This window comes from Mycobacterium sp. (assembly GCF_049673265.1).
Taxonomy (GTDB): Bacteria; Actinomycetota; Actinomycetes; order Mycobacteriales; family Mycobacteriaceae; genus Mycobacterium.
On the sequence record NZ_JBATXN010000386.1, the window covers coordinates 1 to 21,515 of the forward strand.

Here is a 21,515-nt window from a genome sequence, read left to right on the forward strand (position 1 = left end):
ACGATAGCCACAGCGCGGGGCTCACCGCGCAGATCGCCGCGGTGCGGGGCGCCCCGAGCCGGCCGCCGAGCAACAGTGCGCCGTAGCCGCCCATCGACCAGCCCAGAAACGCGACCCGCGAGGTGTCGAGGCCCTTGGTGTCCAGCATCGGGATGAGCTCGTTCAACACCATGGCACCCGAATCTTCGCCGGAAGCCCTTTTGTGCCAATAACTTCCGCCTCCGTCGACGGCGACCACGGCGAATGGGGGCAGGCCGGCCGCGACGGCTTGGGCCAAGCCATGTTCGACGCCGCCGTCCATCACGGTGGAGGCGCTACTTCCTTTGCCGTGCAACGCGATCACCGGCCGCAGGGGCTTGGTTTGACCGGGCGGTCGGGCGATCGCCCAATTGGTCGCTGTCCCGCCGCGTGCCGCCGACACGAACGAGCCGGTGACCATCGTTGGGGCCGCGACCGGCGCAGGGGCCGGATCCAGCGGCGGATGCGGCGCCAGTGGAACGCCGGTGCCCGCCATGGTCACCGGCGTCGTCAGCGGGAGCCGAACAGGCGGCAGCCTGTCCAACGCGTAAGCACCCAGGGCTCCCATCGCCGCGCCGGCGCCAAGGCGCAACATGGCACGACGACTCAGATCTGGCATCCGGACATCTTAAAGCGAAGCCGCTTCACGTCAGATATGGCGTTTGTGTGAAAGGGCTATGCGGCACCAGGCTGGCTGGCACCATGTCCTAGGTGACTGCAGCTGTCACTCCCAAGGGAGAACGTCGACGGTACGCGCTGGTCAGCGCGGCCGCCGAGCTGCTGTGCGAAGGCGGATTCGAGGCGGTTCGGCACCGCGCCGTTGCCCGCCGGGCTGGCCTTCCGCTGGCCTCGACCACCTATTACTTCTCTAGTCTCGACGACCTCATCTGCAGTGCGGTCGCCCACATCGGAATGCTGGAGGTAGCGCGGCTGCGGGCCGAGGTCGCCGCCCTGTCTCGCCGGCGTCGTGGGCCCGAGACGACCGCTGACCTACTGGTCGACCTGCTGGTCGGCAGTGAATCCGGCCCGCATCTTATCGAGCAGCTGATTTCGCGCTATGAGCGCTACATCGCTTGTGCCCGGCAGCCCGCTTTACGCGACATCCAGCGCCGCAACCTGCATCAGCGCGCCGACGCCATCTCCGAGGTGATCGAGCGGTCGGGCCGCTCGGTGCGCCTGGAGTTGGTTGCAGCGCTGATTTACGCGGTCGACGGCGCGGTGTTTTCCGCCTTGGTCGACGATCGGGAGGATCCCCGCACGGTCGCGCGGGCGACGGTGATCGACGTCATCGACTCGTTGGCGCCGTTCGACCAGGCCATCGTCCAGCTCTGACGCTAACGGTCGAGTTGCCGACGGATCTCGGTCAACCCGCGTTGGGCTTCATCGAGGAGTGCGGCAAGCTGCGCGAGCCGCTCACGCAACTCGTCGGTGCCCGGCTGTGCGGCCGCACGACGACGCGGCGCGGGCGCCAAATCCGGGGGAACTGTCGGTGTGATGATGTAGCCGCTGGCGAAGTCGCCATATACCGTCACGTCCTCGGGCCGGTGATACCAATACAGCGCGACGTATGCGCACAGCACGGCGTCGACGGGATCCTCGTCTCGGTCCAGCTGTGCCGGTCGAGTCGCGGCGGCAACCCGTCTGCGTAGTTCCACCCAGGACACGTTGTGGTTCACCCGCAGTCGCGGCGTTGCCTTGTCGAGTCCCTCGATCAGCGTCATCAACTGCAGCAGGTCATGTTGACGAACCTCGAACGGGCCGCGCTTGTACTTGAGGGTTTTCTCCAGGCCGAACAACACGATGGTCGCCGGGTGTGGATATACCTCGATCGCCCGGCGGGGTGAACTCGACAGCGGATCCATGTCGAGGGTGAGCGCCGTCGCGATCCGCGCGCCACGCGGGTCGGCGAATTCGGGCTTTGCGGCGTTCGCTGGATGAGCTCCCGCCTCGAACCGATGGAAGTCGTGATTGAGCGCGGTCTCGCACGGCCGGCATCCGGTCAGATTCCTCACGATCAGCGGCGCGTCGATGGCCACCAGGCAGTCGTCGCTCACGTACGGCGACACCGCGGCCTCGATGCTCGCGTCCTCCTGCGCGGCGCCCACATGTAGCAGCCGGCCGTCGGAATCGATGACCGCGACACCGGTGCTGTTCTTCTCGCCCCAGGCGAGGTCGAGCCCAACGAAGTGCATGGGGCTACTGTGCCTGATCCGCCGTCGTAGCGGCGCCGTTAAGCTGTGTGTTTGTGACCATCCCGAACGTGCTGGCCAACCGCTACGCCAGCGCCGAGATGGTGGCGATCTGGTCGCCGGAGGCCAAGGTCGTCGCCGAGCGGCGGCTCTGGTTGGCGGTGCTGCGTGCGCAGAAGGAGCTGGGCGTGGCAGGTGGTCCAGTGGTCCCCGACGCCGCCATCGCCGACTACGAACGGGTGCTCGACGACGTCGACCTGGCCTCGATCGCGGCCCGCGAGCGGGTGCTGCGACACGATGTCAAGGCCCGCATCGAGGAATTCAACGCGCTGGCCGGCCACGAACAAGTGCACAAGGGGATGACCAGCCGCGACCTGACCGAGAACGTCGAGCAGCTGCAGGTGCGGCGATCGCTGGAATTGGTGTTCGCCCACGGCGTCGCAGTGGTGGCGCGGATGGCCGAGCGTGCCGTCACCTACCGCGACCTGGTGATGGCCGGACGTAGCCACAACGTCGCGGCACAAGCCACCACGTTGGGCAAACGTTTCGCCTCGGCGGCGCAGGAGACCCTGCTGGCGTTGACGAGACTGCGCGACCTGATCGACCGCTACCCGTTGCGTGGCATCAAAGGTCCGATGGGCACCGCCCAGGACATGCTCGATCTGCTCGGCGGTGACGTGGCCAAGCTCGCCGAATTCGAACGACGCATCGCCGACTTCCTGGGATTCACAACGATTTTGACCAGTGTCGGACAGGTATACCCGCGTTCGATGGACCACGAAGTGGTGTCCGCTCTGGTGCAACTGGGTGCCGGGCCGTCGTCATTGGCGCACACGATACGGCTGATGGCCGGCCACGACCTCGTCACCGAGGGTTTCGCGCCGGGGCAGGTTGGCTCGTCGGCGATGCCGCACAAGATGAACACCCGCAGTTGCGAGCGGGTCAACGGGCTGCAGGTGGTGCTGCGAGGCTACGCGTCGATGGCTGCGGAATTGGCCGGCGCGCAGTGGAACGAGGGTGACGTGTTCTGCTCGGTGGTCCGCCGAGTTACGTTGCCGGACAGCTTCTTCGCCGTCGACGGGCAGATCGAGACGATGCTGACCGTGCTCGACGAGTTTGGTGCATACCCTGCGGTGATCGCGCGCGAGCTGGACCGCTACCTGCCGTTCCTGGCCACCACCAAGGTTCTGATCGCGTCGGTGCGCGCCGGAATGGGCCGCGAAGCCGCCCACGAGGTGATCAAAGAACACGCGGTGGCCACCGCGCTGGCGATGCGCGAACGTGGTGCCGAGCCCGACCTTCTCGACCGGCTGGCCGCCGATCCGCGACTGCCGCTGGACCGGGCGGCGCTGGACGCCGCGCTGGCCGATAAGCAGGCGTTCATCGGCGCCGCCGGGGATCAGGTCGACGCGGTGGTGGCCGGGGTGGACGCGCTGGTCGGCCGCTACCCGGACGCGGCCAAGTACACCCCAGGCTCGATCCTATGACTCTCGCCGGCGCCCTCTCGGAGATCGACTTCACCGATCTGGACAACTTCGCCAACGGATTTCCGCATGAGCTGTTCGCTGTGCACCGCCGAGAAGCACCGGTCTACTGGCATGAGCCGACCGAGCATACCCCAGACGAAGAAGGCTTCTGGTCGGTCGCAACATACGCGGAAACGCTTGCAGTGCTGAAAGATCCGGTGACGTTCTCCTCGGTCACCGGCGGCGATCGGCCGTTCGGCGGCACACTGTTGCAGGACCTGTCTATCGCGGGCCAGGTGCTCAACATGATGGACGATCCGCGGCATTCGCAGATTCGCCGACTGGTCAGCTCCGGGCTGACGCCGCGGATGATCCGCCTCGTCGAGGATGATCTTCGCGCCCGCACACGTCGGCTGCTGGACGGGGTAGTGCCGGGCGAGGCGTTCGACTTTCTGGTCGACATCGCCGCCGAATTGCCGATGCAGATGATCTGCATACTGTTGGGAGTGCCGGAGTCCGAACGGCATTGGTTGTTCGAGGCCATCGAGCCGCAGTTCGACTTCGGCGGCTCACGCAAGGCGGCCTTGTCGCAGCTCTCCGTCGAGGAGGCGGGCTCGCGAATGTACTCCTACGGCCAGGAGTTGATCGCATCCAAGCGGGCTGAGCCGACCGACGATATGCTGTCGGTCGTCGCGAATGCGATGCTTGACGATACAACCACGTCGGCCATGTCGGATCTTGAGCTGTACCTGTTTTTCAGTCTGCTGTTCAGCGCGGGCGCGGAGACGACGCGAAACGCGGTCGGCGGTGGGCTGCTGGCGCTGGCGGAGCATCCGGAGCAATTGCGCACGCTGCGTGAGGATTTCGATATGCTGCCGACGGCGGTCGAGGAGATCATCAGGTGGACGTCGCCGTCGCCGTCCAAGCGGCGCACCGCCACCCGCAACGCCACAGTCGGCGATGCGTCGATCGAGGCCGGCCACAAGGTACAGATTTGGGAAGGCTCGGCCAACCGGGACGGCAGCGTCTTCGACCGCGCCGATGAGTTCGACATTGCCCGTAAACCCAATCCACACTTAGGTTTCGGCCAGGGTGTGCACTATTGCCTGGGCGCCAATCTGGCTCGGCTGGAACTGCGAGTGCTGTTCGAAGAGCTGTTTTCGCGTTTTGACGCCGTGCAGGTCGTGCGTCCGGTCGAATGGACGCGCAGCAACCGCCATACCGGTATCCGACACATGATCGTCGAATTACGCTGAGGTTTGTGAATCTCCGGTCCTCCGATATCGAACCGCCGCCGGACGTGTTCGCTGCGGTGATGGCGACCGGAATCGTGTCGGTTGGCGCGCGTGACCACCACTACTTCACGCTCAGCGACGCGGTGGGCGGCCTGGCATCCCTCAGCCTTGGTGTACTTGTCGTCGCAATCATCGCGGCCGCAGCTGCCAGAATACGAAAGCTGTTCTGGGACTTGACCGATCCTGACACCGCCCTACGGCTGTTCACATTCGTCGCCGCCTGCGCTGTGCTGGACACCAGACTATCGTTCAACCTTGCGATACTGCGGGTACTCGGCGTCCTTGCGCTATTGGCGTGGCTGGTGCTGATTGTGCTTACCGTTCGCAACATGTCGGCACACCGCTGGTCGGCGCTGCGCGACCATGCCCACGGTGCGTGGGAGCTCGCCAGCGTCGGGACATCCGGGCTAGTGATCGTGATGAGCGAGGTTTCCCGTCACACCGGCCACCGTTGGTGGCTGCTCGCTGCGCTGCCCATCTGGTGGGCGGCGATCAGTATCTACGCGCTGATGACGTGGCTAATCCTGTGGCGCGCAGGTGTTGAACGGCGCGACCGAGACGGGTTCGCGCCTGACTCGTGGATCATGATGGGAGCGCTCGCTATTGCGACGCTGGCCGGCGACGGGTTGCATCAACAACTCTCCGGATCGCTGGCCGCAGCGGTACGGACTATCACGATCGTCACCTGGGTGGCCGCAACGCTGTGGATACCGCCGCTGATCTACTTCGGGCTGCACCGCATCACCCAGCGTCCCGACGTCTTACAGTTCACCGGTGCGTGGTGGTCGCTGGTGTTTCCGCTGGGCATGTACTCGGTCGCCACCGAAGCCATGGCGGCCGAGCTGAGTATGCGGTCGCTGCAGACGATTTCGCTGGTTTTCTTCTGGGATGCCTTCGCGGCTTGGCTGATTGTCGCGGTCGCCGGGCTGCTGCGGTTGCGCCACGTGTTCGGCCGGCAGCGTGGGCCCTCCGGCCTCAGCGAGCCCTGACGGCAATCCCCGCCGATCGCATTTCGAGGGCGGCCAGTCCTCGGATCGCGGTGGGATCCGCTACGCGCCACGCCCCGACCGGGTCGGGGCTGACGGCAGCGAGCCGGCGGAGCGGCCGGTTGGCCAGCGCCCGCAGTGCCAAGAGCTGTTCGCCGGCCGGTGTGCCCGCCAGAGTGCTCACGGTCCACTTACGTCGGAAGAACCGGATGCGCAGCACCAGCCACGGCACCACCACTGCGAGGGCAGGCGGTGCAGCGACGGCCAGTGCCAGCACGACGGCCAGCCAGCTGGCGGTGGTGTCCAGGTTGTGCCCGGCCCCGGCGATGTCGAGGGCGGCCTTGCTGGCCGCGGTGAGCGGCTTACTCATTGCATCACCGACCAATGGCACGCGATCGGCGCTGTGGCCGGCCGATTTGAGGCTGTCGGCGACACCATTCGCGCCGCCCTGGACCTGCCGGCCCACTGCGGCGATAGTTGACACCGCGCTGTGGACGGCCAGACCGACCAGCACCCAGATAAAAGTCCAGCTGACGACAAAGACGTCACTGCACAATTGCGCCAACAGCCGGCGCGGGGTAGTGGCGTAGGGGAGAAACCGCGATTTCATAACCCCGATCCCAGCACACTGCGGCTATATACCCGCCCGTTAGGCTGACCCGATGCGTCCCGCTCTGTCCGACTACCGGCACATGGCCAGTGGCAAGGTTCGCGAGCTCTACCGGATCGACGACGATCACCTGTTGTTCGTCGCGACCGACCGGATTTCAGCGTTCGACTACGTGCTCGACAGCACGATTCCCGACAAAGGTCGGATTTTGACGGCGATGAGCGTTTTCTTCTTCGACCTCGTCGAAGCGCCGAACCACCTTGCTGGGCCGCCGGACGATCCGCGGATCCCGGAGGAGGTTTTGGGGCGCGCACTGGTAGTACGAGAGCTGAAGATGGTTCCTGTGGAGTGCGTCGCCCGCGGTTACCTGACCGGCTCGGGATTACTGGATTACCAGCAGACCGGCAAGGTTTGCGGCATCTCACTGCCTCCGGGCTTGGTCGAGGCCAGCAGATTCTCCTCGCCGCTGTTCACCCCGGCGACGAAAGCCGAACTGGGAGAACATGATGAGAACATCTCGTTCCCTCAGGTGATCGAGATGGTAGGTGGAGTCCGAGCTAATCAGCTGCGCGATCGCACTATCCAGACCTATGTACAGGCGGCCGACCACGCGCTGAGAAGAGGAATCATCATCGCAGACACCAAATTCGAGTTCGGCATCGATGCGCATGACAACTTGGTGCTGGCCGACGAAATCTTCACGCCCGATTCGTCGCGGTACTGGCCGGCTGCCGATTACCGCGCCGGCGTCGTGCAGGCCAGTTTCGACAAGCAGTTCGTCCGTAACTGGCTGACCGGCCCCGACTCCGGCTGGGACCGCAACGGATCCAAGCCCCCGCCGCCGCTGCCCCAGAGCATTATCGACGCGACCCGTGACCGCTACATCGAGGCTTACGAACGGATTTCCGGGCTCCGCTTCGACGAATGGATCGGAGCGGGCGGGTGAGCGACCTGCCAGCACCGCCCGTTGCCAAGCGGGTGGACAGTCCACGAGAGTTTCACGGTGACGTGTTCGTCGACCCGTATGAATGGCTGCGCGACAAGTCCAGCCCCGAGGTTATCGCTTATCTGGAAGCAGAGAACAACTACGCCGACCAGATGACGGCTCAGCTCGAGCCGTTGCGGCAGAAGATTTTCGACGAGATCAAAGCACGCACCAAAGAGACCGACCTGTCGGTGCCGATCCGACGGAACGACTGGTGGTATTACGCCCGCAGCTTTGAAGGCAAGCAATACGGTGTCCAATGCCGTTGTCCAGTAGCCGATCCGACTGACTGGAACCCGCCGATCTTCGACGAGCACACCCAGATTCCCGGTGAGCAGATACTGCTCGACGAGAACGTCGAAGCCGAGGGACACGACTACTTCTCACTGGGCGCGGCCAGCATCAGCCCCGACGGCAATGTGCTGGCGTACTCCGTCGACGTGGTGGGCGATGAACGTTATACGTTGCGGTTCAGGGATCTTCGCACCGGCGAGCAATATCCGGACGAGATCGTCGGTATCGGCGCCGGAGCGACCTGGGCTACCGACAATCGCACCGTCTATTACGTCACTGTCGACGCGGCGTGGCGTCCCGAGACGGTGTGGCGACACCGCCTCGCCTCGGGTCTGCCAGCAGAGAAGGTGTATCACGAAGCCGATGAGCGGTTTTGGCTTGCGGTCGGCCGAACGCGCAGCGACGCGTATGTGTTGATCGTGTCGGGGTCGGCGATTACCTCCGAGGTCCGCTACGCCGACGCCGCCGACCCGCATGCCGAGTTCGGCACTGTGTTGCCACGGCGCGACGGCGTCGAGTATTCGGTAGAACACGCAATCGTCGACGGGCAGAACCGGTTTTTGATTCTGCACAACGACGGCGCGGTCAACTTCACGCTGGTGGAGGCACCTGTCGATGACCCGACCGTGCAGCGCACGCTGATCGAGCACCGCGACGACGTGCGGCTGGACGCCGTCGACGCCTTTGCCGGCCACCTCGTGGTCAGCTACCGCGGGGAGGCGTTGCCGCGAATTCAGCTGTGGCCCATCGATGGCGCCGTCTATGGGCGGCCCGAGGAGATCTCGTTCGACTCCGAGCTGATGTCGTCCGGCCTCGGTGCCAACCCGAATTGGGACTCACCGAAGCTTCGGATCGGTGCGGGATCGTTTGTCACCCCGGTGCAGATCTACGATCTGGATCTGGTCACCGGGGAGCGCACACTGCTGCGCGAGCAGCCGGTACTTGGTGACTACCGTCGCGAGGACTACATCGAACGCCGTGACTGGGCATATGGCTCTGACGGAACCCGGATACCGATCTCAATCGTGCACCGCGCCGACATTGAATTTCCTGCGCCGGCACTCGTTTACGGGTACGGCGCATACGAGATCTGTGAGGATCCACGTTTTTCCATCGCTCGGCTCTCGCTGCTCGACCGGGGCATGACGTTTGTCGTCGCCCATGTGCGTGGAGGCGGTGAGATGGGCCGTCTGTGGTACGAGCACGGCAAGTTGCTGGAGAAGAAGAACAGTTTTACCGACTTCATCACGGTCGCAAAACATCTGGTGGATTCCGGACTGACCCGACCGGAGCAGCTGGTGGCGTTGGGTGGCAGTGCCGGGGGGCTGCTGATGGGTGCTGTCGCCAACATGGCCCCCGATCTATTCGCCGGGATCCTGGCGCAGGTGCCATTCGTCGATCCGCTCACCACGATCCTGGACCCGTCGCTGCCGCTGACCGTCACCGAGTGGGACGAATGGGGAAACCCGTTGAGCGACAGCGATGTTTACCACTACATGAAGTCCTATTCGCCGTACGAGAATGTTGGTGCCCAGAAGTATCCGCCGATCCTTGCGATGACCTCGCTGCACGACACCAGGGTCTATTTCGTCGAACCCGCAAAATGGGTCGCGGCATTGCGGCACACCAAAACCGACGGTAATCCGGTGCTGTTGAAGACCCAGATGACCGCCGGCCATGGCGGAATCAGTGGGCGCTACGAGCGCTGGAAAGAGGCGGCCTATCAGTACGCCTGGCTGCTAGCTGCCGCCGATGGCGACCACTATGGCAGCGGCCAGGTAGACGATCTCCTCAGCGGTGCGCAGGGGTAACTGCGTCGTCATCGACTTGGGTGGATTAGGCATCCGCGCCGCATAGATGTTGGCCGGGAACATCGCCACCATCAGCACCAGCAGGCAAACCGCCGCGGCTACCCGAGTGGCGGGGACCAACAGACCCGCGGCGCCGAGTAGTTCCAGCACGCCGGTGACGGTCACCAGCAGGCCGGGTGCCGGTAGCCGCGGAGGCACGATCGCAATCAGCGCGGCACGCAGCGGTGGGGCGAAGTGCGCGACACCGGTCAGGACAAACATCGCGGCAAGCCCGACGGCGATCGCTGTGACCCAGTTGTCGAGGTAGTCGACACCGGCCCAACCGACGATCCGCGCAACGATGCCGCCCACCAGCAGGGTGATCAACGGGGCCATTGTCCATCTCCAATCTAGGCACTGACAAGTTCTGACGGCGAGCTTACGATTCGGAACTAGCCACTGTCAAGTTCGTGAGTTATGGTGGCGTTATGAGTCGCCCGAACTACCATCACGGGGATCTGCGGGCCGCGATCCTGACCGAGGCCGCACGTCTTGTCTCCGAGCGCGGGGCCGACCGGGTGTCGCTGCGCGAGTTGGCGCGCGAAGCCGGGGTGTCACACGCGGCGCCGGCGCATCACTTCACTGATCGGCGCGGCCTGTTCACCGCGCTGGCCGCCCAGGGATTCGAGTTATTGGCTGCAGGCCTCGCTGAGGCCCGGCCCCGGTTCCTTGATGCCGCGCTGGCGTACGTGCGGTTTGCCCTCGAGCATCCGGGCCACTATCGAGTGATGTTCGACAAGTCGCTGGTCGACCCGGCAAGCGGGGAACTGGTAGCGGCTCAAGCGGCTGCCGGTGCCGAGTTGTCTCGGGGTGTGGCGTCACTGGCGGATCAGCATGCTAAAGCGGATCCGGCGGGCGCCGAGCTGGCGGCTTGGTCACTGGTGCATGGGTTTTCGATGCTATGGCTCAATGACGCGGTTAACGCCCGTCTCAAGGAGACCGATCCGACGGTGACGGTCGAGCGGATTGCGAGGATGCTCTTCGACGACTCGTCAGCCGGCTAGTACGCCGGCGCCCGGGGCTTCGTGGCTAGCGGCGGCTTGTTCGGCAAAAACGCGGTCGGCAAGAACGTCAATGCAACCAGAACGATGGCCACGACGATGACGAGTGTGTAGGCGTGCGAGAGGTCCTGCATCAGGCGGTTAGTGAAGTCGGGCGAAAGCGCTTCCGACGAGTGAATCGGTGCAGCGTGTCTCCCCGTCTTTCCTCGCAGCATTCCGAGTGTGTTTGCGGTGGTGATGTTTTCACTGCGGTTGAATTGGTTGGTGAGGACCACGGACATCAACGCAGTGCCGACCGAACCCGCGATGTGACTGTTGACGCTGAGCAGCGTCGAACCTCGCGCGATCTGATGCGGGGCCAAGGTTTGCACCGCGGCCCCGGACAGCGGCGTCATGGTGCAGCCCAAGCCCATGCCGGTAATGGTCAAGCCGACCAGTAAGACTGGTGTGTATCCGGCTTGTTGCCATGCGCCACAGGCGAACACAGTCAAGCCAATAGCTACAAGCGCGATACCGACCAGCAAGACATTGCGCGGCCCGCGCTTGTCCATGAACGTGCCGGCCAGCGGCATTGTCGCCATCGCGCCGAGCCCTTGCGGTATCAGATGCAGCCCTGACTGCAGCGGGGTCTGGTGCAACAGCTGCTGAAAATAACTGGGATATAACAGCGCGACCCCAAAGAACCCGACGGCGAACAAGAACATCGCCGAATTAGCCAGCGTCACCACCCGGTTCTTAAACAGCCGGAGGTCAATGAGCGGGTGCTGCGCACGGGTGAGGGCATGCAAGACGAACGCGGCTATCAAACTCAGGCCGATGACCGCCGGTATCCACACATGCGGGTCGGTGAATGTGCCGCGTCGGGGGACCGATGAAACGCCGAACAACAACGTCGCCAAACCGGGTGAAAGCAGGGCCATTCCGGTGAAGTCGAAGGTCTCCGACGGCGTCGGGCGGTCTTTGCCGAACACCACCGCGGCGAGGAATAACGCGATCGCCCCAAGCGGCAGGTTGATCCGGAAAATCCATTGCCAGCTGTAGGCGTCAATCAGCCAGCCGCCGAGCACTGGCCCGCAAATCGGGCCCAACAGCATCGGGATGCCGAGCACCGCCATTAACCGGCCGAGCCGGCGCGGGCCGGCCTCGCGGGTCAAGATGATGAATGTCAACGGCGTCAGCATCCCGCCGCCGAGTCCTTGAATTACGCGAAAAGCGATGAGCGCGTCGATGTTTGACGCTAATGCGCACAACAGCGAACCCAACGTGAACCACAAAACCGAGCCCATGAACAGCCGCTTGGTGCCGAACCGATCAGACGCCCACCCGGCTAGCGGGATCACGGTGGCAAGCGCGAGTGTGTAGCCGGTCATCGTCCACGCGACGACGGCTTGGGTGGACCCAAACTCTGTGATGAACGTGCGTTGCGCGACGCTGACGACCGTGGTGTCCAGGATCGCCATCACCGAGGCGAGAATGCAGACACCGGCGATGCGCAACAGGCGGCCGTCGAGCGCGTCGGGATAATCGGGCGAGTTGTCGACTATCGGCTTGATCGGCGCGGCCGGCAGTACAGCCCCGTTAAAGGCAGTCTCAGCCCCAGGCCGCGTGGGTTCCGGGGAGTGCGGGCTGTCTGGGCGATGGACCACCAAATCAGCCTAACGAGGAACTAGCTAGCCGACCAAGCTAATTTGCGCTGGGGTAGCGTGGGCGGCTATGGCTGTGACCGAGATCGCTTTGACCACAATTGATGGCCGTTCGACGTCGCTGGCCGACTACAGCGACCATGCGGTGTTGGTAGTCAACGTGGCATCCAAGTGTGGCCTGACACCGCAGTACGCTGCGCTGGAACAGCTTGCGCGCGACTACGGTGACCGCGGGCTCACAGTCCTTGGGGTTCCGTGCAACCAATTCATGGGCCAAGAGCCCGGAACCGCCGAAGAAATCCAAACCTTTTGCTCCACAACCTATGGCGTGACGTTTCCGCTGTTAGCTAAAACCGAGGTCAACGGGCCGGGCCGGCATCCGCTTTATGCGGAGCTGACCAAGACGGCCGACGCCGCCGGGGAGGCCGGTGATGTGCAGTGGAACTTCGAGAAGTTTCTGATCGCTCCGGGTGGCAAGGTAATCAACCGATTCCGTCCACGCACAGTGCCCGACGCGCCGGAGGTTATCGCCGCAATCGAGGCTGCGTTGCCGAATTAGCTGGTCGCAGGACCGGATCGACGTTTTCTGTCCGCATGTATGTCACCAATTGGACACTTCGAATCGTCAAAATTGTGGTGTGTCTGGGAAGTTGATCGTCTCGGTCTCCGGGATTTGTGAACGGACGTTGGACGATGTCGCAGCATTCTGCGCACAGATGGACGCCCGGGAGGTGCCGCTGTCGTTGCTGGTGGCTCCGCGGCTCAAGGGCGCCTACCGCCTCGACCGTGATCCGCAAACCGTCGAGTGGCTGGCCAGCCGCCGCGCGGTTGGCGACGCGATCCTGTTGAACGGCTACGACCAGGCCGCCACCAAGCAACGGCGCGGCGAATTCGCGGCGCTGCCAGCCCACGAGGCCAACCTGCGAATCATGGCCGCCGACCGTGTGCTCGAGCACCTCGGGCTGCGCACCCGGCTGTTCGCGGCTCCGGGTTGGACAGCGTCGCCGGGTACGGTTAAGACCCTGCCGCACAATGGTTTTCGACTGCTAGCCGATCTGCACGGCATCACCGATTTAGTTCGGCAGACGACCGCGCGCGGACGTGTGTTGGGCATCGGAGAAGGTTTTCTCGCCGAGCCGTGGTGGTGCCGGATGCTGGTGCTTTCCGCTGAGCGGGTGGCCCGCCGGGACGGCATCGTCCGAGTCGCGGTCGCGGCCCATCACTTGCGCAAGCCCGGGCCGCTGCAGGCGATGCTGGACGCGGTGGACCTGGCTCTGCTGCAGGGTTGCGGGCCTACCGTGTATCACTGGCCGGCCGATCAGACCGTTCTCCACGCAGCCTGACGGCTCAGGTCGCTACTGTGTAGCGCCATGAGCGATACCGCAGCTGGGCCGGCGGGGCCGGCCGCCGATGTCATCATCGTCGGGGCGGGCCTGGCCGGCCTGGTGGCAGCCTGCGAAGTGGTGGACCGCGGTATGCGGGTGCTGATTCTCGACCAGGAGAACAGCGCCAACCTCGGCGGGCAGGCCTTCTGGTCGTTCGGCGGCTTGTTCTTCGTCGACAGCCCCGAGCAGCGCCGCCTGGGCGTTCGCGACAGTCACGAACTCGCTCTGCAGGATTGGCTCGGCACAGCGGCCTTCGACCGACAAGAAGACTATTGGCCGCGGCAATGGGCGCATGCCTACGTCGATTTCGCTGCCGGGGAGAAACGCAGCTGGCTGCGTGCACGGGGCTTGAAGATTTTCCCGCTGGTGGGGTGGGCCGAGCGCGGCGGCTACGACGCGCAGGGGCATGGCAACTCGGTGCCCCGTTTTCACATCACCTGGGGAACCGGGCCGGCTCTGGTGGAAATGTTCGCGCGGCGGTTGCGGGGCCAGCCGAGGGTGCGTTTCGCGCACCGCCACCAGGTGGACGAGCTGATCGTCGAGGGTGAGGCGGTGACCGGGGTTCGGGGCACCGTCCTGGAACCCTCATCGCAACCGCGTGGCGTTCCGTCGTCACGAAACGCTGTTGCACAGTTCGAGTTTCGTGCTGCGGCGGTGATCGTGACCAGCGGCGGCATCGGCGGCAATCACGATATGGTGCGGGCCAACTGGCCCAAGCGGATGGGCCGGGTGCCGGAGCAGCTACTGTCCGGCGTGCCCGCCCACGTGGACGGCCGGATGGTGGCGATCACCGAGAAGACCGGCGCGCGCGTGATCAACCGCGACCGGATGTGGCACTACACCGAGGGCATCACCAACTACGACCCGATCTGGCCGCTGCACGGCATTCGGATCATTCCCGGGCCCTCGTCGCTCTGGTTGGACGCCAACGGTAAGCGGCTGCCGGTGCCGCTGTATCCAGGGTTCGACACTCTCGGCACGCTGGAGTACATCGCGAAGTCGGGCTCCGACTACAGCTGGTTTGTGTTGAACGCCAAGGTCATCGAGAAGGAGTTCGCGTTGTCCGGTCAGGAGCAAAACCCCGACCTGACCGGACGCAGTGTACGTCAACTGTTGTTATCGCGCGCACGGTCAGGAGCGCCCGGGCCAGTTCAGGCCTTCGTCGATCGCGGCGTCGACTTTGTCAGCGCAAACTCGTTGCGCGAGTTGGTGACTGCGATGAACAAGTTGCCCGACGTGCTGCCGCTGGACTACGCCACGGTGGCCGATGAGGTCACTGCGCGCGATCGGGAGGTGGCTAACCGTTTCACCAAGGACAGCCAGGTCACCGCGATCCGTGCTGCGCGTGGGTATCTCGGTGATCGGCTGGGCCGAGTCGTCGCCCCGCACCGCTTGACGGATCCGAAGGCAGGGCCGCTGATCGCGGTCAAGTTGCACATTCTGACCCGAAAGACGTTGGGCGGGTTGGAGACCGACTTGGATTCGCGGGTACTCAAGGCCGACGGAACGCCGCTCGACGGGCTCTACGCCGCCGGCGAGGTAGCCGGTTTCGGCGGCGGCGGTGTCCACGGTTACCGGGCCCTGGAGGGAACGTTCCTCGGCGGGTGCATCTTTTCGGGCCGCGCCGCCGGCCGCGGCGCCGCAAGCGACATCGCCTAATTTGTCCGGCGAGCAGACACAAAAGCCTCGGACACGCCGCGCATTAAGGGACTTTTGCGTCTGCTCGCGCCTAGAAGGTGACCGCGTTTTCTTCAGGCAGCACTTGGAAGTCAGTGCTGGTCATCTCGCTGAGCCGGCCGTAATAAATACCGCGGGCGTCCGGAGCAATGATGCCTTGGTGGATCGGCACCGCCCGCGCTGGCGCAACCGCCCGCAGGTAGTCGACGGCCTCGGACACCTTCATCCACGGCGCTGCTGCCGGCGTGGCCAACACGTCTATCGGTTCGTCCGGGACGAACAACGCATCACCGGGGTGCATGAACCGTGCGGGGTGCTCGCCGTCACCGACCAGATACGAAATATTGGTTATCACTGGGATTTCGGGGTGGATGACGGCGTGCTGTCCGCCGAGTGCGCGGATAGTCAGGTTGCCGACTGACAGCTGGTCGCCGACCCGCACCTGTTGACACGGCACATCAAGCTGCTCGGCGGTTTGTGCATCGGCGTAGAGCGCGGCATCCGGATTGGCGTCCAGCAGCGCCGGCAGCCGGGCGGCGTCGACGTGGTCGGGGTGCTGATGGGTGATCACGATCGCGGACAGCCCGGTGATGCCCTCGAAACCGTGTGAGAAATTGCCCGGGTCGAACAGCAGGCTGGTGTGGCCGAAATCGGCGAGTACACAAGAATGGCCGAAATGCGTGAGTTGCATGTCTACGATTGTGCGCTCGTGGGGTGCCAGGCATGCGGGTAGTGCTGGCGACCATGCTGATCGCGGGCGGCCTGGTCGTCGGGTGGGTGCCGTCGGGCGCCGCCCACGCCGACCCGGAGACCTGCCCGCCGCTGTGCGACCAGATCCCCGACACGGCCTGGATCCCGTCGTCGGCAATCCCGATGAACTCGACATACCGCTGGCCATCGCTGGCCGGGGTGGCGGTACCGATGACCGGGACGGCGACGCCACGGTTTCGGTTCGAGGAGGTGTGTGCGACCCCGGCCTTCCCGCAGGACACCCGCAACTCGGCGGTCGCCGGCCGCGCAGTCGTGGTCAGCCCGCCAGGTCAATGGCAATTGCAGGCCCAAGTCGTGCACTGGCGCGGCGACACGGCCCGCGGCGGCCAGAACGCATCCTCGGTGTTTGCCGTCGCCGCCGCCGCGCTGCGCGGATGCCAACTGGGGGCGGCGGCGGAGTCGCCGTCGATCACCGTCGAAGAGCCCAACCGACTGGCCGCGGTGATCAGCGGACCGGTGATCATGCGCACCTACCTGGTCGCGCACCCGGAAAACAGCACCATCAGCGAACTGACGCTGTGGTCGTCGGAGCCACCGCAGGTGCCCTGGCCGGCGATCTCCGATGCCCAAGTTCTGGACGCTATGACGTCGCCGGTATGCGCGGCCTACATCGGGTCGTGCTAAGCGGGCCTTGCCGGTATCGACCGGTACAGTTGGGTCCGAGCAAACCGGATCGGTAGGAGGAGCGCGGGTGGCCCGGGTCGTTGTGCACGTGATGCCCAAGGCCGAGATTCTCGACCCGCAGGGTCAGGCGATCGTCGGCGCGTTGGGGCGGCTTGGCCATGCCGGCATCTCAGATGTGCGGCAGGGCAAGCGGTTTGAGCTCGAAGTCGATGACAGTGTGGATGATTCGGCTCTTGCCGAGATCGCCGAGTCGCTGTTGGCCAATACCGTGATCGAAGACTGGACAGTAAGCCGGGAACCCCAGTGACGGCCCGTATCGGGGTCATCACGTTCCCTGGGACGCTCGACGACGTGGACGCCGCGCGGGCCGTGCGGTTCGTTGGCGCCGAGCCCGTCAGCCTGTGGCACGCCCACGCCGACCTCAAGGGTGTCGAGGCGGTGGTAGTGCCGGGCGGATTTTCTTACGGCGACTATCTGCGGGCCGGCGCGATCGCCAGGTTCGCCCCGGTGATGGGCGAAGTTGTCGCGGCGGCCAACCGTGGATTGCCGGTTTTGGGAATCTGCAACGGTTTTCAGGTGCTCTGTGAGGCTGGGTTATTGCCCGGCGCGCTTGCCCGAAACGCCGGCCTGCATTTCGTCTGTCGCGATGTGTGGTTGCGGGTGGCGTCGACGACGACGGCGTGGACCTCGCGGTTCGAGCCCGACGCCGACCTGCTGATCCCGTTGAAGTCGGGTGAGGGTCGCTACGTGGCCTCTGCCGAGGCGCTCGACGAGCTGGACGGTGAAGGCCGTGTGGTGTTTCGCTACCACGACAACCCGAACGGTTCGCTGGGCGACATCGCGGGCGTCAGCTCAGCCAACGGCCGAGTCGTCGGGCTGATGCCGCATCCCGAGCACGCCATCGAGGCGTTGACCGGGCCATCCGACGACGGGCTCGGCCTGTTCTATTCGGCGCTCGACGCTGTGCTGGCTGCGTGACGACGGCCGCCCGTTCAACGCAACGCGTGATCGGCCGCCAAATCCAGCTTGCTGGCTTGTGCTGAAAACCCTGCGGCACTGCGTAATTCGCCGAATGCTTCGGTGAGCGCGTCCGTTGCTTCGTGTGGATCGTTGAAGGTCTGGTCGTCGGTCAGCACGGCCACGCCAAGCTGGTCGACGTAACTCCAGACGGTGATGTTGACCGGTGCGCCGGGGGAGAGCACGCCGGTCGAATAGATCTCGCTGACCGGGGCGCCGCCGAAATGGCCGCGCTCGCGTGGTCCGGCCACGCTGGAGACCGCGACATTCATGATCTTGTTCGGCGCCTCGCGATGACCCAGCCACCGGAAGGCCGCGGGGGCAATCGCCGTCGGTAAATAGGCCATCAGCTGGCCGTACAAGCGCGGGCCGAGAATTTCGTGGTCCTCTTTGGCGATCTGGGTTGCCAGGGCCACCAGCCGCGCGCGTTCGGCGGGGTCGGCGACGTGCACCGGCAACGAAATCGACAGGCCGCTGATCTCATTGCCGGTGATCCGTTCCGACTTGTCGGTGGCGGTCGGCACCGATGCGATGATCGGACGGTCGGCGTGGCCGTCGTAGGCTAACAACAGCTTTCGCAATCCGCCCGCCGCTGTCGCCAGCACCAGGTCGTTGATCGTGATGCCCAACCCCTTGGCGGTCGCTTTGACGTCGGCCAGCCGCAGCGCGGCGGTGGCGAATCGCCGCCGCGGCGAAACCACGTGATTGAGGAATGTCGGCGGCGCGTCGAACGCGTCGGCCAGATCCGGATGATCGCCGCGTTGCTTGGAGCGGCGGCGCACCCGAGAAAAGCCGACCGCGGCATCTTTGACCAGCCGGGGAAGCTCGGTGATTTGCCGGACGTGGTCACGTCCGGCCGCGCGCAGCAGATCAGCGGTTGTCGGTGCGACGCAGGCGTCACCGTGGTCGCGCTCGTCAGTCGGTGCGTCCTTGAGATCCATCGCACGCGCCAGCAGATTGACCGAGGCGACCCCGTCGGCCAGCGCGTGATGGATCTTGCCGATTAGCGCGAACCGATCCCCGGCCAGACCCTCGGCGAAATAGAACTCCCACAGCGGGCGGGTTCGGTCCAGCGGCGTGGAGGCCACCTCGCCGATGACGTGGTCGAGCTCTCGACGACCGCCGGGCGCCGGCACCCGCACCCGCCGAAGGTGGTAATCCAGGTCGACCTCGCAATTCTCCAGCCACATCGGATGATGTAGCCGCCAAGGGATATCGACGAGTTTGTAGCGCAACGGATCCAGCAGGTGCAGCCGACGGCGCAGGTGATGCCGAAAGGCTTCGTAGTTGAATTCGCCGTCGAAGTCGGTGGCGTCGATGACCACGACCTTCAACGTGTGAGTGTGCAGGTTGGGCGTCTCGCTGTAGAGCAGCATGGCGTCCATACCGTTGAGTCTTTTCACGCCGCACCCACCTTTTACGGCCCCATGCCTGCCAGTCAATGCAAGCACCTTAGACGTGGGGTTTTCGCCGGAATCACCCAACATCGCCCGCAGCGACCGTATCGGCGGCCCGGGCATCGGTCAGCCCAGAACGGGGAAGCGCCGCCGCCGGGCCAGGCGGTTCAGCGCGGCTTGCATTATCGAACGCACGTGGGCGTCGACTTCCTCGACATCGGGGTCGTCCCCGAAGCGAGCGGCGACGTCGATCGGCTCGAGCACCTCGGTGATGATCTTGGCCGGCAGCGGCAGGTTCGGCGGGAAGATCACGCTCAGACCGAACGGAAACCCGAAGCTCACCGGGAGGATGTCCACCCGCGCCTTGCTAAGACCCAGCGTGCGCGCCAGCCAGTTACCCCGTGTCAAGAACAGCTGAGTTTCCTGCCCACCGATTGACACGGTCGGCACGATCGGCACGCCGGCTTCGATGGCGGTTCTGACATAGCCGGTGCGGCCGTTGAAGTCGATGGTGTTCTCGCTGAACGTGGGCCGGTAGGAGTCGTAGTCGCCGCCGGGGAACACCAGCACGACCGCACCCGAGTGCAACGCCTTGGCAGCGTTTTCCGGGCTCGCCTCGATGACTCCGGCTCGGCGCATCCACCCATCCAGCGGGCCCAGGAACACCCCGTAGTGAGCCAGCGTGTACACCGGGCGGTGGTAACCGAAGGCGTCGTAAAAGGCCGAGGCGAAGATAAATACGTCCGGCGTGAACATGCCGCCGGAGTGGTTGGACACCACCAACGCCCCGCCGGCCTCCGGGATATTGGGCAGGCCTCGCACCTCGGCGCGGTAGTACCTCTTGACTAGCGGCCCGACCACGTTCTTGAGCTGTCGGGTGAACGACGGATCCCACTTCGCGATCTCGTGATTGTCGGCGGTCATGTCGCTCAGGTTTCCCCGCTGTCCCATAAATCAATCAACTACCAGCGTATATGATACTCTCTTTTTAGGAGAATATCATATCCGCGGTTTGCTGGGCCGCCGAAGATGTATCGCACCCAGGGGGAAGATGGCCGAGAAGGTCCTTGTCACAGGCGGTTTCGGGCTGGTCGGATCGCAGACCGTGCGCAAGCTGGTCGGCGACGGCCACCAGGTGGTCGCCACCGACCTGGGTACGCCCGCCCAGCGCAATGCGGTTAATTCTCTGCCCGAGGGTGCGCGGGCCCATTGGGCCGACCTGACCGATCCGCGGGAGGTGGACCGGCTGGTTGCCGAGGTATCGCCGAGCGTGATCGTCCACCTGGCCGCGGTGATCCCGCCGGCGATCTACCGCCATCCCGAACTGGGGCGTCGCGTCAACGTGGACGCGACGGTGGCACTGCTGCGCGCCGCTGAGTCTTGTGCACATCCGCCACGCTTCGTCCAGGCATCCAGCAACGCGGTGTACGGAGCGCGCAATCCGCATCGACATCGCGGGCTGATCCGCGCGGACTCGCCACTGCGGCCGTCCGACCTCTATGGCGCGCATAAGGTCGAGGCCGAAGAGCACGTGCTGTCCTCGGATCTGGACTGGGTGATCCTGCGCCTCGGCGGAGTGATCAGCGTCGAGCCGGGCGCTATGCCTTTCAGTGGCGACGCGCTGTTCTTCGAGAGCGCGCTGCCCACCGACGGGCGCCTGCACACCGTCGACGTCCGCGATGTTGCGGCCGCTTTCGCCGCCGCGACTACTGCCGATGTTGCGGGTGAAATTCTTCTGATCGCCGGTGACGACTCACACTTGCACCGGCAAAAGGACATCGGTGTTGCGTTGGCCGCAGCACGAGGCCTTTCGGATGTGTTGCCCGCGGGTCGGCCCGGCGATCCGGAGAGCGACCAAGACTGGTTCGTCACCGACTGGATGGACACCGCCCGTGCCCAGGAAGCGCTGTCATTCCAGCACTATTCGTGGCCGGACATGCTCGCCGAGATGCACGCCACCGCCGGCTGGCGGCGCTACCCGATGCGTGTTGTCGGCCCCGTCGTGCGGCAGTTGCTCAAACGCCGGGCCGCCTATCGAAATGCACCGGGGCGCTACGCCGACCCGTGGGGTGCTATCCGGGCCCAGCTCGGCGAACCTCGCCCCGACGTCAACGGTCGTCAAGCCGACGAATCTCGGTAGGCCTCAAGAAGTCTCAGCCATACCTCGCTGATCGTGGGAAAGCACGGCACGGCGTGCCATAACCGGTCAATGGGCACCCGGCCGGCGACGGCGATAGTGGCCGAGTGCAGCAATTCGGACACGCCCGGGCCAACCATTGTCACACCGAGAAGATGGCCGTGGTCGAC

At 64.9% G+C, this 21,515-nt stretch carries 22 protein-coding genes and 1 pseudogene; 14 read left to right on the forward strand and 9 right to left on the reverse strand.

Annotated elements, in window-relative coordinates; genetic code table 11:
• On the reverse strand, positions 1-637 hold a 637-nt coding region (locus WBF82_RS13320; RefSeq protein ID WP_424383488.1), incomplete at its 3' end, for an alpha/beta hydrolase-fold protein.
• A 92-nt stretch (positions 638-729) separates the two neighbouring features.
• Between WBF82_RS13320 and WBF82_RS13325 the strand changes: the two genes are divergently transcribed.
• Positions 730-1,350: a TetR/AcrR family transcriptional regulator gene (locus WBF82_RS13325; protein WP_424383489.1), complete on the forward strand. Its 621-nt coding sequence runs from the start codon at positions 730-732 to the stop codon at positions 1,348-1,350.
• 2 nt (positions 1,351-1,352) lie between these two features.
• Here the strand turns inward: WBF82_RS13325 and WBF82_RS13330 are convergent, their stop codons facing one another.
• Positions 1,353-2,210 (reverse strand): DUF429 domain-containing protein, encoded by an 858-nt coding sequence (locus tag WBF82_RS13330; protein WP_424383490.1) that lies wholly within the window; start codon positions 2,208-2,210, stop codon positions 1,353-1,355.
• A gap of 53 nt (positions 2,211-2,263) precedes the next feature.
• Here WBF82_RS13330 and purB point away from each other — a divergent pair, with 53 nt between their 5' ends.
• Genes purB through WBF82_RS13345 form a run of 3 tightly spaced genes read left to right on the forward strand, consistent with a single transcriptional unit; the run spans position 2,264 to position 5,957 of the window.
• The gene (gene purB / locus WBF82_RS13335) at positions 2,264-3,694 is read left to right on the forward strand and encodes an adenylosuccinate lyase (RefSeq protein WP_424383491.1); all 1,431 of its coding nucleotides are present in this window, start codon (positions 2,264-2,266) and stop codon (positions 3,692-3,694) included.
• The gene (locus WBF82_RS13340; RefSeq protein WP_424383492.1) at positions 3,691-4,929 is read left to right on the forward strand and encodes a cytochrome P450; all 1,239 of its coding nucleotides are present in this window, start codon (positions 3,691-3,693) and stop codon (positions 4,927-4,929) included. Before purB ends, WBF82_RS13340 begins: the two co-directional genes overlap by 4 nt.
• 5 nt (positions 4,930-4,934) lie before the next feature.
• Positions 4,935-5,957, forward strand: a complete 1,023-nt coding sequence (locus tag WBF82_RS13345) for a tellurite resistance/C4-dicarboxylate transporter family protein (protein ID WP_424383493.1) — start codon at positions 4,935-4,937, stop codon at positions 5,955-5,957.
• On the opposite strand, the gene WBF82_RS13350 is transcribed toward WBF82_RS13345, so the two are convergent.
• Positions 5,944-6,564 carry a hypothetical protein gene (locus WBF82_RS13350; RefSeq protein WP_424383494.1) on the reverse strand — a complete coding sequence of 207 codons (621 nt, stop codon included), beginning with the start codon at positions 6,562-6,564 and terminating at the stop codon, positions 5,944-5,946. The two genes, WBF82_RS13345 and WBF82_RS13350, sit on opposite strands and share 14 nt — an antisense overlap.
• Positions 6,565-6,616: 52 nt before the next feature.
• Between WBF82_RS13350 and WBF82_RS13355 the strand changes: the two genes are divergently transcribed.
• Together WBF82_RS13355 and WBF82_RS13360 are read left to right on the forward strand one after the other, a co-directional pair.
• On the forward strand, positions 6,617-7,510 hold the full coding sequence (locus tag WBF82_RS13355) for a phosphoribosylaminoimidazolesuccinocarboxamide synthase (protein WP_424383495.1): 894 nt from the start codon (positions 6,617-6,619) through the stop codon (positions 7,508-7,510).
• Positions 7,489-9,654, forward strand: coding sequence for a S9 family peptidase (locus WBF82_RS13360; protein ID WP_424383496.1), 2,166 nt, complete (start codon positions 7,489-7,491; stop codon positions 9,652-9,654). The genes WBF82_RS13355 and WBF82_RS13360 overlap by 22 nt, the downstream gene beginning before the upstream one ends.
• Here WBF82_RS13360 and WBF82_RS13365 read toward each other — a convergent pair.
• A complete protein-coding gene (locus tag WBF82_RS13365; RefSeq protein WP_424383497.1) occupies positions 9,583-10,029 on the reverse strand; it encodes a DoxX family protein in 447 nt (148 codons plus the stop codon). The two genes, WBF82_RS13360 and WBF82_RS13365, sit on opposite strands and share 72 nt — an antisense overlap.
• Positions 10,030-10,121: 92 nt before the next feature.
• Here WBF82_RS13365 and WBF82_RS13370 point away from each other — a divergent pair, with 92 nt between their 5' ends.
• Positions 10,122-10,697 carry a TetR/AcrR family transcriptional regulator gene (locus tag WBF82_RS13370; RefSeq protein ID WP_424383498.1) on the forward strand — a complete coding sequence of 192 codons (576 nt, stop codon included), beginning with the start codon at positions 10,122-10,124 and terminating at the stop codon, positions 10,695-10,697.
• Here the strand turns inward: WBF82_RS13370 and WBF82_RS13375 are convergent.
• Positions 10,694-12,262: a DHA2 family efflux MFS transporter permease subunit gene (locus WBF82_RS13375; protein ID WP_424383508.1), complete on the reverse strand. Its 1,569-nt coding sequence runs from the start codon at positions 12,260-12,262 to the stop codon at positions 10,694-10,696. The genes WBF82_RS13370 and WBF82_RS13375 overlap by 4 nt on opposite strands.
• A 145-nt stretch (positions 12,263-12,407) precedes the next feature.
• Here WBF82_RS13375 and WBF82_RS13380 point away from each other — a divergent pair, with 145 nt between their 5' ends.
• From WBF82_RS13380 to WBF82_RS13390, 3 genes are all read left to right on the forward strand, one after another.
• Entirely contained in the window at positions 12,408-12,896 is a 489-nt protein-coding gene (locus WBF82_RS13380; RefSeq protein ID WP_424383499.1) for a glutathione peroxidase, read from the forward strand.
• A 79-nt stretch (positions 12,897-12,975) separates the two neighbouring features.
• Positions 12,976-13,680 carry a DUF2334 domain-containing protein gene (locus WBF82_RS13385; protein WP_424383500.1) on the forward strand — a complete coding sequence of 235 codons (705 nt, stop codon included), beginning with the start codon at positions 12,976-12,978 and terminating at the stop codon, positions 13,678-13,680.
• 27 nt (positions 13,681-13,707) lie between these two features.
• Positions 13,708-15,381 carry an FAD-binding dehydrogenase gene (locus WBF82_RS13390; RefSeq protein WP_424383501.1) on the forward strand — a complete coding sequence of 558 codons (1,674 nt, stop codon included), beginning with the start codon at positions 13,708-13,710 and terminating at the stop codon, positions 15,379-15,381.
• A 70-nt stretch (positions 15,382-15,451) separates the two neighbouring features.
• Here the strand turns inward: WBF82_RS13390 and WBF82_RS13395 are convergent, their stop codons facing one another.
• Entirely contained in the window at positions 15,452-16,090 is a 639-nt protein-coding gene (locus tag WBF82_RS13395; protein ID WP_424383502.1) for an MBL fold metallo-hydrolase, read from the reverse strand.
• Positions 16,091-16,122: 32 nt separating this feature from the next.
• On the opposite strand from WBF82_RS13395, the gene WBF82_RS13400 reads away from it, so the two are divergent.
• The 3 genes from WBF82_RS13400 (at position 16,123) to purQ (ending at position 17,772) form a co-directional block, all read left to right on the forward strand.
• A complete protein-coding gene (locus WBF82_RS13400; RefSeq protein ID WP_424383503.1) occupies positions 16,123-16,794 on the forward strand; it encodes an ATPase in 672 nt (223 codons plus the stop codon).
• Positions 16,795-16,861: 67 nt separating this feature from the next.
• Positions 16,862-17,101, forward strand: coding sequence for a phosphoribosylformylglycinamidine synthase subunit PurS (purS, locus tag WBF82_RS13405; RefSeq protein WP_424076782.1), 240 nt, complete (start codon positions 16,862-16,864; stop codon positions 17,099-17,101).
• On the forward strand, positions 17,098-17,772 hold the full coding sequence (gene purQ, locus WBF82_RS13410) for a phosphoribosylformylglycinamidine synthase subunit PurQ (RefSeq protein ID WP_424383504.1): 675 nt from the start codon (positions 17,098-17,100) through the stop codon (positions 17,770-17,772). The genes purS and purQ overlap by 4 nt, the downstream gene beginning before the upstream one ends.
• 14 nt (positions 17,773-17,786) lie before the next feature.
• On the opposite strand, the gene WBF82_RS13415 is transcribed toward purQ, so the two are convergent.
• Together WBF82_RS13415 and WBF82_RS13420 are read right to left on the reverse strand one after the other, a co-directional pair.
• Complete coding sequence (locus WBF82_RS13415; protein WP_424383505.1) at positions 17,787-19,214, reverse strand: wax ester/triacylglycerol synthase family O-acyltransferase; 1,428 nt, start codon at positions 19,212-19,214, stop codon at positions 17,787-17,789.
• A 120-nt stretch (positions 19,215-19,334) separates the two neighbouring features.
• Positions 19,335-20,132 (reverse strand): lysophospholipid acyltransferase family protein, encoded by a 798-nt coding sequence (locus WBF82_RS13420; protein WP_424383506.1) that lies wholly within the window; start codon positions 20,130-20,132, stop codon positions 19,335-19,337.
• 127 nt (positions 20,133-20,259) lie between these two features.
• On the opposite strand from WBF82_RS13420, the gene WBF82_RS13425 reads away from it, so the two are divergent.
• Positions 20,260-21,348, forward strand: a complete 1,089-nt coding sequence (locus WBF82_RS13425; protein ID WP_424383507.1) for an NAD-dependent epimerase/dehydratase family protein — start codon at positions 20,260-20,262, stop codon at positions 21,346-21,348.
• Here the strand turns inward: WBF82_RS13425 and WBF82_RS13430 are convergent.
• Positions 21,327-21,515 (reverse strand): annotated as a pseudogene (locus WBF82_RS13430) (pyridine nucleotide-disulfide oxidoreductase); the annotation flags it as partial. The gene WBF82_RS13425 and the pseudogene WBF82_RS13430 overlap by 22 nt on opposite strands.

Bases quoted from the DNA above. Each gene is read 5' to 3' on its own strand.
- WBF82_RS13330 (WP_424383490.1), bottom strand. From the start codon at position 2,210: ATGCACTTCGTTGGGCTCGACCTCGCCTGGGGCGAGAAGAACAGCACC.
- WBF82_RS13340 (WP_424383492.1), top strand. From the start codon at position 3,691: ATGACTCTCGCCGGCGCCCTCTCGGAGATCGACTTCACCGATCTGGAC.
- WBF82_RS13350 (WP_424383494.1), bottom strand. From the start codon at position 6,564: ATGAAATCGCGGTTTCTCCCCTACGCCACTACCCCGCGCCGGCTGTTG.
- WBF82_RS13355 (WP_424383495.1), top strand. From the start codon at position 6,617: ATGCGTCCCGCTCTGTCCGACTACCGGCACATGGCCAGTGGCAAGGTT.
- WBF82_RS13360 (WP_424383496.1), top strand. From the start codon at position 7,489: ATGGATCGGAGCGGGCGGGTGAGCGACCTGCCAGCACCGCCCGTTGCC.
- WBF82_RS13365 (WP_424383497.1), bottom strand. From the start codon at position 10,029: ATGGCCCCGTTGATCACCCTGCTGGTGGGCGGCATCGTTGCGCGGATC.
- WBF82_RS13370 (WP_424383498.1), top strand. From the start codon at position 10,122: ATGAGTCGCCCGAACTACCATCACGGGGATCTGCGGGCCGCGATCCTG.
- WBF82_RS13380 (WP_424383499.1), top strand. From the start codon at position 12,408: ATGGCTGTGACCGAGATCGCTTTGACCACAATTGATGGCCGTTCGACG.
- WBF82_RS13390 (WP_424383501.1), top strand. From the start codon at position 13,708: ATGAGCGATACCGCAGCTGGGCCGGCGGGGCCGGCCGCCGATGTCATC.
- WBF82_RS13395 (WP_424383502.1), bottom strand. From the start codon at position 16,090: ATGCAACTCACGCATTTCGGCCATTCTTGTGTACTCGCCGATTTCGGC.
- WBF82_RS13400 (WP_424383503.1), top strand. From the start codon at position 16,123: ATGCGGGTAGTGCTGGCGACCATGCTGATCGCGGGCGGCCTGGTCGTC.
- WBF82_RS13420 (WP_424383506.1), bottom strand. From the start codon at position 20,132: ATGACCGCCGACAATCACGAGATCGCGAAGTGGGATCCGTCGTTCACC.
- WBF82_RS13425 (WP_424383507.1), top strand. From the start codon at position 20,260: ATGGCCGAGAAGGTCCTTGTCACAGGCGGTTTCGGGCTGGTCGGATCG.